At 67.1% G+C, this 10,780-nt stretch carries 10 protein-coding genes; 6 read left to right on the forward strand and 4 right to left on the reverse strand.

The genetic code is table 11. From position 1 onward, the window contains the following. Together MIC448_RS12580 and MIC448_RS12585 are read right to left on the reverse strand one after the other, a co-directional pair. The coding region (locus MIC448_RS12580; RefSeq protein ID WP_144238047.1) for an IclR family transcriptional regulator at positions 1–817 on the reverse strand (817 nt) is incomplete at its 3' end. 111 nt (positions 818–928) lie between these two features. Further along, positions 929–2,302 carry an aminomethyltransferase family protein gene (locus MIC448_RS12585; protein ID WP_198517759.1) on the reverse strand — a complete coding sequence of 458 codons (1,374 nt, stop codon included), beginning with the start codon at positions 2,300–2,302 and terminating at the stop codon, positions 929–931. A gap of 243 nt (positions 2,303–2,545) precedes the next feature. On the opposite strand from MIC448_RS12585, the gene MIC448_RS12590 reads away from it, so the two are divergent. Genes MIC448_RS12590 through MIC448_RS12610 form a run of 5 tightly spaced genes read left to right on the forward strand, consistent with a single transcriptional unit; the run spans position 2,546 to position 7,259 of the window. Beyond that, positions 2,546–3,328 (forward strand): ABC transporter ATP-binding protein, encoded by a 783-nt coding sequence (locus tag MIC448_RS12590; protein ID WP_036300269.1) that lies wholly within the window; start codon positions 2,546–2,548, stop codon positions 3,326–3,328. Next, positions 3,315–4,025 (forward strand): ABC transporter ATP-binding protein, encoded by a 711-nt coding sequence (locus MIC448_RS12595; protein WP_036300271.1) that lies wholly within the window; start codon positions 3,315–3,317, stop codon positions 4,023–4,025. Before MIC448_RS12590 ends, MIC448_RS12595 begins: the two co-directional genes overlap by 14 nt. Before the next feature lie 3 nt (positions 4,026–4,028). Beyond that, positions 4,029–4,910 (forward strand): branched-chain amino acid ABC transporter permease, encoded by an 882-nt coding sequence (locus tag MIC448_RS12600; protein ID WP_036300273.1) that lies wholly within the window; start codon positions 4,029–4,031, stop codon positions 4,908–4,910. Then, the gene (locus MIC448_RS12605) at positions 4,910–5,995 is read left to right on the forward strand and encodes a branched-chain amino acid ABC transporter permease (RefSeq protein ID WP_036300275.1); all 1,086 of its coding nucleotides are present in this window, start codon (positions 4,910–4,912) and stop codon (positions 5,993–5,995) included. Before MIC448_RS12600 ends, MIC448_RS12605 begins: the two co-directional genes overlap by 1 nt. Before the next feature lies 1 nt (position 5,996). Continuing rightward, the gene (locus tag MIC448_RS12610; protein WP_036300277.1) at positions 5,997–7,259 is read left to right on the forward strand and encodes an ABC transporter substrate-binding protein; all 1,263 of its coding nucleotides are present in this window, start codon (positions 5,997–5,999) and stop codon (positions 7,257–7,259) included. 65 nt (positions 7,260–7,324) lie between these two features. Here MIC448_RS12610 and MIC448_RS12615 read toward each other — a convergent pair whose 3' ends face one another. Next, positions 7,325–7,984, reverse strand: coding sequence for a GntR family transcriptional regulator (locus MIC448_RS12615; RefSeq protein WP_198517760.1), 660 nt, complete (start codon positions 7,982–7,984; stop codon positions 7,325–7,327). A gap of 235 nt (positions 7,985–8,219) precedes the next feature. Here MIC448_RS12615 and MIC448_RS12620 point away from each other — a divergent pair, with 235 nt between their 5' ends. Beyond that, positions 8,220–10,178, forward strand: coding sequence for an ABC transporter ATP-binding protein (locus MIC448_RS12620; RefSeq protein WP_036300280.1), 1,959 nt, complete (start codon positions 8,220–8,222; stop codon positions 10,176–10,178). Between the two features lie 46 nt (positions 10,179–10,224). On the opposite strand, the gene MIC448_RS12625 is transcribed toward MIC448_RS12620, so the two are convergent. After that, positions 10,225–10,780 (reverse strand): IS3 family transposase (locus MIC448_RS12625; protein ID WP_144238048.1); only part of this gene is annotated, 556 nt, incomplete at its 5' end.

A 10,780-nucleotide genomic window follows, 5' to 3' on the forward strand; every position in this document is an offset into this window, starting at 1 on the left:
TCGAGCGTCGCGACGAACCCACGAGAGAGCGGATGCCTCGGGATCCGTCGCCCTCGTCCGGAAGGTAGGCCTGCGCGAGGTCGTGCGAAACGCCCACCGCGGCGCGGCGCAGTAGGTCGATCAGGGACTGCGGCGACGCGCCATCGTTCGGCACGACCACGCCGAGCGCCGCATACACCGAGCCGTCCGGACCCGTCACGGGCACGGCGATCCCGGTCGATTCGGCATGAATGTGCCCCGCGCTGACCGCGTACCCGTCTGCTCGCACACGACGGACCTCACGGCGGAGCTCGTCCGGATCGACGATCGTCCGATCCGTGTACGCACGCAGACCACCGAGGATCACGTCCTCGACGACCGAAGGATCACCGTACGCGGCGAGGACGAGCCCGCTGGATGAGGCGAACAGCGGGATGCGCCCGCCGATCAGGGTCGCGTTCAGCACGGCGTCCTGCGCCGACATCCGCTCGATGAACAGCACATCACGACCCGCGCGAACCCCGAGCTGCACGTGCTGGCGGACGCGCTCGTGCACCGCACCGAGCCACGGCCGAGCGATCTCTCGCAGACCGACCGCGCCCGGCGTCCGACTCGCGAACTCCCACAACCGCACGCCGAGGCGATACGTGCGATCGGGCTGCCGCTCGAGCAGACCCTCGCGTTCGAGCTCGGCGATCAATCGGTGTGCGCTCGACGGCGCGAGCCCCGTGGCATCCGCGATCTCGGTCAGGGTGAGAAACGGATGCCACGCGTCGAACGACTCCAGGATGCGCAGGTGCTTGTGCAGCACCGACTCCCCCGCGGATCCGCGAGCCATGGCATCCTCCTCGACGCATCCCGCGGCGCCGCCCACGCGGCCACCATGGGTGGTCGGGCGCCATGTTAGTCGACGGATCGCGCAACCCACGTTCGCGTGGGATCTCGGGCGTCAGCCGTTCGCGCGGTACACGGTGCGAGCCCAGTCGTGGAAGGGCGCCGGGGCAACGGTCGCGCGAATCCGCACCTGGCGGTGGACGGCATCGACCGAGTGCTTCTGCGAGATCGGGTCTTCGCCCCAGACGACCTCGACGACCGATCCGTCGGCGATGTCGACGTCGAGTGTGGCGAGCGACATGTAGAGCTGGTCGTAGGCGACGTACCCGGCGTCGGTCGAGATGCCGACCGGCTTTCCCTCGAGCAGCACGGTGTCCATCTGGTACAGGCCGTAGCGCGCCTTCGGGAAGTCGAGGAACTTCGCGGGAATCCCCGGCTCAACCTGCGAGCGGACGACATCCGCGACGTCTTCGGCGTTCCAGAGCAGCGTGACCTTGTGTCGCGTCTGGTTCTCCTTGTGGCGCTCGAGCGCGGCGCGGCCGTGGAAGTCGTGGTCGAAGCGCACCGAGCGACCGAGGCCCAGGTCGTACGGCGTCATGTAGTAGTCGTGGATGTCGTCCGAGAAGAGCGACCCCGCGATCGATCCTGCTCGATCCGCGGGCAACCACTCGCGGTACTCGGCCAGGTCGTCGTCGAAGATGGCCGGGAACGGCGTCGGAACCCAACCGGACTCGAGCGGCGTCGCCGAGTACGCCTTCGCTCCGACCCGCCGGATGTCGAACTCGGCGCCCGCCTCGAGGATCGCGCCCAACACGACCTCGTTATCGGCCCACGGCCCGAAGAACTCGAATCCGGGCTGCCCCGCCATGCCGTGGCGCAGGCCCTTGACGGCGCGGCCGGCGATCGTGAAGTCGCCGATATGGAAGAACTTCACCTCGGGCACCGGACCGCCGAACAGCTTCTCCATGACCTCGTTGGCTGCGGGCCCCTGCAGTTCATACCGATAGAAGGTCGGCGGGCCCTGACGCATGTGCGAGTTGCCCTCGAGCCGGTGATGCACGTCCTTGCCCGCGGCCTCAGCCTTTTCGACGTTGAAGCGCACCCAGTCGATCAGCAGGTGGTGCCCGATCAGCACCAGTCCCTCGCGGTCTTCGGAGTTGTAGAACAGGATGCCGTCGCCGATCAGGTAGCCGTCCTGGTTGACCGAGATGAGCTGCTTCGCGATGCCCGGCCGGAAAGTGGCGAACGTGTTGGGCGAGATCGACTCCAGCAGCGGAATCAGGTCGGTTCCGCCGAGGAAGAGCTGCGTCATGTGGTGCGACTGGTCCATGAGGGCGACGGTCGTGTTCCACGCGCGCTGCTCGTCGCGCCAGTTGGTGAACTCGGGAGCGACGGGGAACGTGAACGCGGGCCAGTTCTGGTTGCGCAGCAGTTCGACGGCGCCGCCGGCGCGGGTGATCGCCTGGGCGAGGGATTCGGATGTCATCATCGACCTTCCTGTGGGGAGCGGGAAACTCATGCTGACACGACGTCACGGTGAAGTCGTCCGCCGTTTCCGTTCAACAGAAATCAGCACGCGCCACACGGATTCCGTCGGAAAGAATCACGATCACGACACAGGATGCAGGACTCACACCAAGATCGTTGACAATCCACAGACGCATCCGTAAGGTCCCTGAAGCGGGATCTCACCCGACCCGAATGCAATGGTGCGACGACAAGGACGGTAGCTATGGCGGCTCAGCTGACCTTGAATGAGGTGAATCTGCGCTTCGGCGGCGTCCGCGTGCTCGAAGACGTCGGGTTCACCGTGGAGCCCGGCCAGATCTTCGGACTGGTGGGCCCGAACGGTGCCGGAAAGACATCGCTGTTCAACTGCATCAGCGGGCACTACCGACCCACGTCCGGCTCGATCAAGATCGACGACACTGAGATCCTCGGCACCCGGCCGTCGAGCCTCGCGGCACTCGGTCTCGCACGCACGTTCCAGCACCCGGCCCTTCAGTTGCACTCGAGCGTTCTCGAGAATGTGCTGCTCGGTGGCCACTCACGCCTCCCGGGTGGCCCCGCCGCATGGTCGCTGCGGCTTCCTCCCACACCTCGGGCGGAGCGGGACCTCCGCACCGAGGCACGTGGCCTGCTCGAGCGGAACGGACTCGGCTGGGCCGCGGATCTTCCCGCGGACGAGTTGTCGCACGGCCTCCACAAGGGCGTCGAGCTCTGCCGGGCACTGATCTCTCGTCCGCGGCTCCTGCTCCTCGACGAGCCGGCTGCGGGCCTCTCCCACGGCGAGGTCGAGCAGTTCATCGCCACGATCCGGCGCCTGCGCGACGAAGAGGACATCACGGTCATCATCGTCGAGCACCACATGGGTCTGATCTCGGCGCTGACCGATCGCGTCGTCGTCCTCGACCACGGCCGCAAGCTCATGGAGGGCACGGCGGCCGAGGCGCAGTCGGACCCCCGGGTCATCGAGGCCTACATCGGAAAGGAGCCCGCGGATGACGCTGCTTGAGCTTGTCGACGTCACGGCGTCATACGGGTCCGTCCAGGTGTTGGAGGGCGTCTCGCTCAGCGTGCCCGACGGCGGCGCCGTCGGGATCCTGGGCGCCAACGGCGCGGGCAAGACCACGACGCTCCGCGCGATCACCGGGGTCGTCCGCACGGGCGGCACCATCCGATTCGACGGGCGCGACATCAGTGGCATGCGCCCCGACCAGGTCGCAGCACTCGGGATCGCACATGTTCCGGAGGGGCGCGGCACGCTCGGGCAGCTCTCGGTCCGCGACAACCTGCGCGTCGGTTCCTACCTGCGGAAGGACCGGAAGGCGATCTCGGAAGACATCGACTACTGCCTGGATCTGTTTCCGCAGTTGAAGGATCGCATCGGTTCGCACGCCGCGGCGCTCTCGGGCGGTGAGCAGCAGATGCTCGCCGTCGGGCGGGCGTTCATGGCTCGGCCGCGACTGCTGCTCCTCGATGAGGCATCTCTGGGGCTCGCCCCGAGCACCGCTCGCAACGTCTACGACGCGATCGGGCGCCTCCGCCGTGAATCCGGCATCGCGATGCTCGTCGTCGAGCAGAACGCCAACCTCGCATTCAGCCTCGTCGACTCGGCCACCGTGCTCGAGACCGGCAGGAACGTCCTCACCGGAACCTCGGCCGAGCTCAAGGGCATGGACGAGATCCGCCGCGCCTACCTGGGAGGGTGAGCGATGGGTACCTTCGTCCAACTCGTCATCGACGGCCTGTCGGTCGGCTCGATCTATGCGGCGCTCGCGCTGGCAATCGTGCTCGTCAACCAGGCGACCGGATTGATCAACTTCGCACAGGGCGGGATGGCCGTGCTGTCGGCCTACCTGGCCTATGCGTTCCTGCAGCTCGGACTGCCGCTGATCGTCGCGATCATCATCTCGGTCATCCTGTCGTTCGCCCTCGGGGCGCTCATCGAACGGTTCGTCATGCGCCGCTTCGAGGGTGGTGAGCCCGACACCGCGATCGTCGTCACGGTGGGTCTGCTCACCCTCATCACCGGCATCTGCGGCTGGATCTGGAGCTACAACAACCTCCAGTTCCCCTCGCTCTTCCCCCTCGACAGCATCAGCGTGCTCGGCGCCGTCGTGAGTGTGCGCTCGATCGGCACGACACTCGTCATCGTCGGCATCATGCTCCTTCTGCAGCTGCTGTTCCTGCGTACGAAGCTCGGACTGGCGCTGCGTGCCGTTGCGAGCAATCCGCAGTCGGCGTCGTTCTCGGGCCTGCCCGTCGGCCGGCTCCTCATGACCGGCTGGGGTCTCGCGGCCGTGCTCGGCGCGGTGGCCGGCGCGCTCATCGCACCGCAGCTGACCCTCACCCCCGGAATGATGGACACGGCGCTGGTCTACGCTCTCGCGGCCGTCATCCTCGGCGGCATGTCGAGCCCGATCGGTGTCGTGATCGCCGCGTGGGCGATCGGCATCCTCGAGAACCTCGCGGCCGTCTATGTGCCGTTCATCGGATACGACCTGAAGATCGCGGTGCCGTTCATCCTGATCTTCGTCGTCCTGATCGTCCGCCCCCAGGGCCTGTTCGGCCGGAAAGATGTGGTGCGAGTGTGATGGCGCAGGCAGCGAGTCTCAAGAACAAAACGTGGGTGCGGTGGGGCGGCATCCTGCTCGTCGTCGTCATCCTCGCGGTCGCTCCGCTGATCCTGCCGGAGTTCGCCAACCAGACGGTCGCCCGCATCGGCGTCTTCGCGGTCGCGGTGCTCGGGCTGAACGTCGTCATGGGCTACACGGGGCAGGTGTCGCTCGGCCAGATCTTCTTCGTCGGCGTCGGTGCGTACGTCACCGCGTGGGGTGTGAACAACGACTGGAACATCATCCTGACGTTCGCGCTCGCCATCCTCATTCCCGGTATCGCGGGTCTGCTTGTCGCTCTGGCGGCGGCGCGTCTGGGCGGGCTGGCCATCGCGATGGTCACGATCGCTCTGCCGATCGTCGGCGTACCGCTCGCCAAGAGGCTTTCGGAGTTCACCGGCGGGTCGCAGGGAACATCCGCGCGATTCTCGGATGCTCCCGAATGGACCGGCCTGTTCGATGACCAGTGGCAGCTCTACATCGTCATCGTGATCGGTGCGGCCACATTCCTCCTGACTCGCAACCTCGTGCGTGGCAAGTACGGCCGCGCCTTCGGAATCGTGAAGAGCAATGAAGCGGTGGCGTCGTCGATGGGCATCTCGCCCTACCGGTACAAGGTGCTCGCGTTCACCATCGCGTCGCTGATCGGCGGTGTCGCGGGCTTCCTCTACATGGTCGTCGTGCAGTACACGTCCCCCGAGACGATGAGCTTCGGACACTCCATCACGCTGCTCGCCTCGATGGTCATCGGCGGAGCGGGAAGCATCATCGGGTCGCTTCTGGGGGGCGCGTACTACGTGCTCGGACCGCAGCTGACGAACCTGATCGATCCGAACCTGACCGCCGCCCTTCAGGGGGCGCTCCTGCTGCTGATCCTCTTCATCCTGCCCGGCGGGCTCGTCTCACTCCCCCGCCTCTGGCGCCGTCGACGCGGCGGTCACCGTCCCGGCGATCCGGCAGCGCCTGCGTCTGCGGCTTCGGGCACACCTACCGCACCAGCCGCAACACCGACCTCAACCACACCCGCACCACAGAACACACACTCAGAAGAAAGAGGCACGTGACATGAGCACACTGCGCAAAAAAGCGCGGATCACCTCGGTCGTGGCAGGAATCGGCATCGTCGCCGTCCTGGCCGCCGGATGTTCCCGCGGAGGAGATAGCGGCGGATCCAGCGATGGACCGGTCGAAGCCAGCCCCGGAATCACCGACACGAGCATCACGCTCGGCATCACGACACCCCTGAGCGGCGCAACAGCCGGCCCCGGCACCTGCACCGTCGCCGGGATCACGGCATGGTTCGGCGCGAAGAACGCCGAGGGCGGAGTCGAGTTCGGCGACGGAAAGACCCGCACCGTCGAGATCGACGCCCTGGATGACGCGTACGACCCGCAGAAGGCGCTCGCGAACTTCCAGCAGCTCGAGGGCAGCGCCTTCCTGATGACGTCGGGCCTCGGCACACCGACGAACCGCGCGTACCGCGAAGCGGCGATCGCGGACGAGGTGCCACAGGTGCTGATCCAGACCGGCGACCCGATCTTCAGCAACCAGGAAGAGAGCCCCTGGCAGCTCGGCTTCGTGCCGATCTACCAGAACGAGGGCGCGGCCTTCGGTGAGCTGCTCGCGGCCTCGGGCGAAGACCACAAGGTGGCCATCCTGTCTCAGAACGACGACTACGGCGAGGGCTATGTCGAGGGCTTCAAGGAGGCCATCGAGGGCGCCGACAACATCGAGATCGTCGACGAGCTGACCTACGAGGCCACCGACACGGATGTCAACGCCCAGCTCACCGAGCTCGCCGCCACCGACGCGGACGTGTTCTTCAATGCGATGTCCATCACCCCGCTCGTGATCTCGTCGCTGCTGAAGACGCAGGAGCTCGGCTGGCTGCCCAGCTGGTTCCTGCCCTCGAACACGTCGAGCCCGGGCGCGATCCTCACCCCCGGAAACGCCGTGGCCTTCCCGGGCATCTACACCGTCGCGTTCGCGCAGTCCGCGTCCGCCCCGACCTTCGCCGAGAGCGAAGAGGGTGCGGCGTTCCTGTCGAACCTCGCCGAGTACGCGGACTACCCGGATGTCCCGGCGTTCCCGCACTGCGTGTGGAGCTACCAGATCGGCGCGACGCTCGAGCAGGTGTTCGCCAAGATGACGGAGCCGACCCGTGAGAACTTCATGGAGCAGCTGCGGACGATCGACGGCTTCACGGCCCCGCTGATGCTCGAGGGTGCGTCCATCAACACGACGGAGGACGGACAGCCCGCTATCTCGGGTGTCACGGTCCAGAAGTACAACGGCGCGGGCTACGCGACGGCCGAGACCTTCGGATAACACCTACCCGCTAGAACGAGAACGGCCCGGTCGGGAAATCGACCGGGCCGTTCTCGTCGTTCCGCTCAATCGATACTGCGGAGCACGGCGACGATTCCCTCGAGGTGCTTGCGGGTCGCCGCCTCCGCCGCGTCGGCGTTGCGCGCCAGCACAGCCTCGATGATCGCGATGTGCTCGGGCGCGGACTCGGTGGCGCGTCCCGGGTGGAACGCGAGCCGGAACTGATGGCGCGCCGACTGGGCACGCAGGCGCTCGAGCAGTTGCATCGCGGTCTCGTGACCGCTGATCTCACGGATGCGGCGGTCCATGTCCTGGTTCAGGCGGGCGTATTCGACGAGGTTGCCGCTCGCGACGGCCTCGCGGATGCGGTCGCGCAGGTCGCGGAGTTCGTCGGCTTCGTCGTCGGACAGCCGCTCGGCTGCTTTTCGCGCGCAGAGGGCCTCGAGCCCCATGCGCACCTCGACGATCTCGACGGCTTCGTCGACGCTGATGGCGCGGACGCGTGCGCCGCGGTTCGGCAGTCGCTCGACGAGCCCCTCGCCCGTGAGGTTGAGCAGAGCGGTTCGAACGGCCGCGCGCGTTGCGACGAATCGCTCGCTGATGTCCGCCTCGATCAGACGCTGATGAGGGGCGAACTCACCGCCCAGGATGGCCTCGCGGATCTGCTGAGTGAGATCGGGGCGACCACCCGGCGCGGGCTCGACCGCCGGTGCGACAGAAACCACGACCGACCTCCTGTTCTTCGGCGGCGACGACCCTGTCTCCGCACAGCTGGTTCACGACATGCTGGTGTGAACGGTGCCTCGACAGTACCGCACCACCCCATATTGGCGCCGACATTCGCGCCAATATCGGTCGTTGGAGGGAGGCCCGAGTCCCGCACAAGAAGTACGGTCGAAGGTAGCGCGAGCCTCGACGTTCCGCCCCCATCCCCTTCCGCGCAATCAACACGAGGTAACCATGTCCGACACCACCCGCACCCGTGGCCGCGGCCGCGGACGCCGCTCCGAGCCCGAGGGCCCGCGCGCGACGATGCGCCAGCTGCTCCCCTTCCTGTTCGAGCACAAGAAGGTGCTGATCGTCGTCGCGATCCTGAGCGTGCTCGGCGCGGGCGCGACCCTGGTGCAGCCGCTCTTGGTCGGCCAGATCATCGAGCGCGTGCAGACCGAGGTGTCGCTCGGCGCGCTCGTCTGGCTGCTGGTCGGATTCGTCATCGTCTCGTCGATCATCTCGGGCTACCAGCACTACCTGTTGCAGCGCACGGGAACGGCCGTCGTCTACTCCAGCCGGCGCAAGCTGATCTCCCGCATCCTGCACCTCCCGATCAGCGAGTTTGACGCACGACGCACAGGCGATCTCGTATCTCGAGTCGGCACCGATACGACCCTGCTCTACGCGGTACTGACGCAGGGCCTCGCAGACGCCATCGGCAGTGCGCTCATCTTCGTCGGGGCCCTCATCGCGATGGCCATCATCGACCCGCTTCTGCTCGGGCTGATCGTCGTCGTGATCGGCGTCTCGGTCACCGTCGTGGTGCTGCTGAGCGGACGCATCCGCACCGCTTCCACGGAACAGCAGGTCAAGGTCGGCGAGCTCGCCTCGGGCGTCGAGCGCGCCGTCGGGTCGATCCGCACCGTGCGCGCCTCGGGCGCGACCGAGCGCGAGGTCGCGCAGGTATCCTCGCTCGCCACGGAGGCGTACGGCGTAGGAGTGCGGATCGCCAAGGTCTCGGCCCTCGTCGTGCCGATCGCGGGGATCGCGCTGCAGGTTTCGCTGCTCGTCGTGCTCGGCGTGGGGGGCTTCCGCGTCGCATCCGGGGCGATCGGCATCGCCAGCCTCGTGACGTTCATCATCTTCCTCTTCATGCTGATCGGCCCGCTGGGCTCGACATTCGGTGCGATCACGAGCGTGAACCAGGCACTCGGTGCCCTCGGCCGCATCCAAGAGGTGCTCGACCTGCCGACCGAAGACCAGGAAGACGCCACTCTCGCGGCCGGGGTCGCCGCGCGCGTACGGTCTGCGGATGCCACGGCATCGGCGTCCTCCGGGTCGGGAACCGCCCCCGCGTTGGCATTCCGCGACGTGCACTTCCGCTACCCCGACGACGTCGTAGCGGCCCGTGCCGCCGCTGCCGCCGCCGCGCGCACCCTGCTCGAAGAGGTCCACCTCGAGAAGCCCGCGCAGGAGAGCGCTGCGTTCGAGAACGGGGCCGAGCACGACGCCGAGCAGGAGGCCGCGCGCGAGGTGCTCCGCGGTATCTCGTTCGACGTGCCTCATGGCGCACGCGTCGCCCTCGTCGGGCCGAGCGGCGCCGGCAAGAGCACCGTCCTGTCTTTGCTGGAGAGGTTCTACGACCCCACCGCGGGGTCGATCGAGCTCGACGGAGCAGACATCCGCACTCTTCCGCGCGACGAGTTGCGCGCTCGCTTCGGATACGTCGAACAGGATGCCCCGACGCTCGCCGGCACGATCGCTGACAACCTGCGGCTGGCCTCGCCCGACGCGAGCGACGCCGAGTGCGAAGCGGTGCTACGCGCCGTGAACCTCGGCGATGTGCTCGAGCGCAGCCCGCTCGGGCTACAGGCGCCCGTGGGCGAGGATGGCGTCATGCTCTCGGGCGGTGAGCGTCAACGGCTCGCGATCGCCCGCGCCCTGCTGTCCGCTCCCCCGATCCTGCTACTGGACGAATCGACGTCGTCGCTCGACGGCGTCAACGAGCAACGGATGCGGGACGCTATCGACGCCGTCGCGACAGGCCGAACCCTGCTCGTCATCGCGCACCGCCTCTCGACGGTCGTCGACAGCGACCTGATCGTCGTGCTCGATCAGGGTCGCGTCGTCGGTCAGGGCACGCACTCCGAGCTGGTCGCTTCAACGCCGCTCTACCGCGAGCTCGCGAAGCACCAGCTGCTCGTGTGAACACCCTGGGAAGGGGACTGCTGCACGGATAGGTGACAGGTTGTAGTCACGCCGCCAGTGCGGCGGTCGTGTTCATGATGGTCTCGAACTCGATGGGCGTCAAAGTCCCGAGTCGACGTTGTCTGCGTCGACGGTGGTAGGTCCGTTGGATCCAGGTCACGATCGCGATGCGCAGCTGTTCCCGGGTGGTCCAGGATCGGCGGTCGAGGACGTTCTTCTGCAGCAGGGCGAAAAACGATTCCATGGCCGCGTTGTCTCCGCTGGAGCCGACTCTGCCCATCGATCCGACCATGCGATGACGGGTCAGGGCGCGCAGGAATTTCCTGCTGCGAAATTGAGATCCTCTGTCGCTGTGGACGGTGCAGCCGGCGACGTCGCCGCGCATCGCGACAGCGTTCTCGAGCGCTTGGACGGCCAGACGGGACTTCATTCTCGAGTCGATCGAGTAGCCCACGATCCGGCCGGAGAACACGTCTTTGATGGCGCAGCAGCAGAGCTTGCCTTCCGCGGTCTTGTGCTCCGTGATGTCCACCAGCCAGCGCTCGTTCGGCGCCTTCGCCGCGAACACATGTCGCGTTCTGCCGTCCTCGTCGATGACGGCG

Source organism: Microbacterium sp. C448, assembly GCF_000582705.2.
GTDB classification, from domain to species: Bacteria; Actinomycetota; Actinomycetes; order Actinomycetales; family Microbacteriaceae; genus Microbacterium; species Microbacterium lacus_A.

Bases quoted from the DNA above. Each gene is read 5' to 3' on its own strand.
- MIC448_RS12605 (WP_036300275.1), top strand. From the start codon at position 4,910: ATGGCGCAGGCAGCGAGTCTCAAGAACAAAACGTGGGTGCGGTGGGGC.
- MIC448_RS12585 (WP_198517759.1), bottom strand. From the start codon at position 2,302: ATGATGACATCCGAATCCCTCGCCCAGGCGATCACCCGCGCCGGCGGC.
- MIC448_RS12595 (WP_036300271.1), top strand. From the start codon at position 3,315: ATGACGCTGCTTGAGCTTGTCGACGTCACGGCGTCATACGGGTCCGTC.
- MIC448_RS12620 (WP_036300280.1), top strand. From the start codon at position 8,220: ATGTCCGACACCACCCGCACCCGTGGCCGCGGCCGCGGACGCCGCTCC.
- MIC448_RS12600 (WP_036300273.1), top strand. From the start codon at position 4,029: ATGGGTACCTTCGTCCAACTCGTCATCGACGGCCTGTCGGTCGGCTCG.
- MIC448_RS12590 (WP_036300269.1), top strand. From the start codon at position 2,546: ATGGCGGCTCAGCTGACCTTGAATGAGGTGAATCTGCGCTTCGGCGGC.
- MIC448_RS12610 (WP_036300277.1), top strand. From the start codon at position 5,997: ATGAGCACACTGCGCAAAAAAGCGCGGATCACCTCGGTCGTGGCAGGA.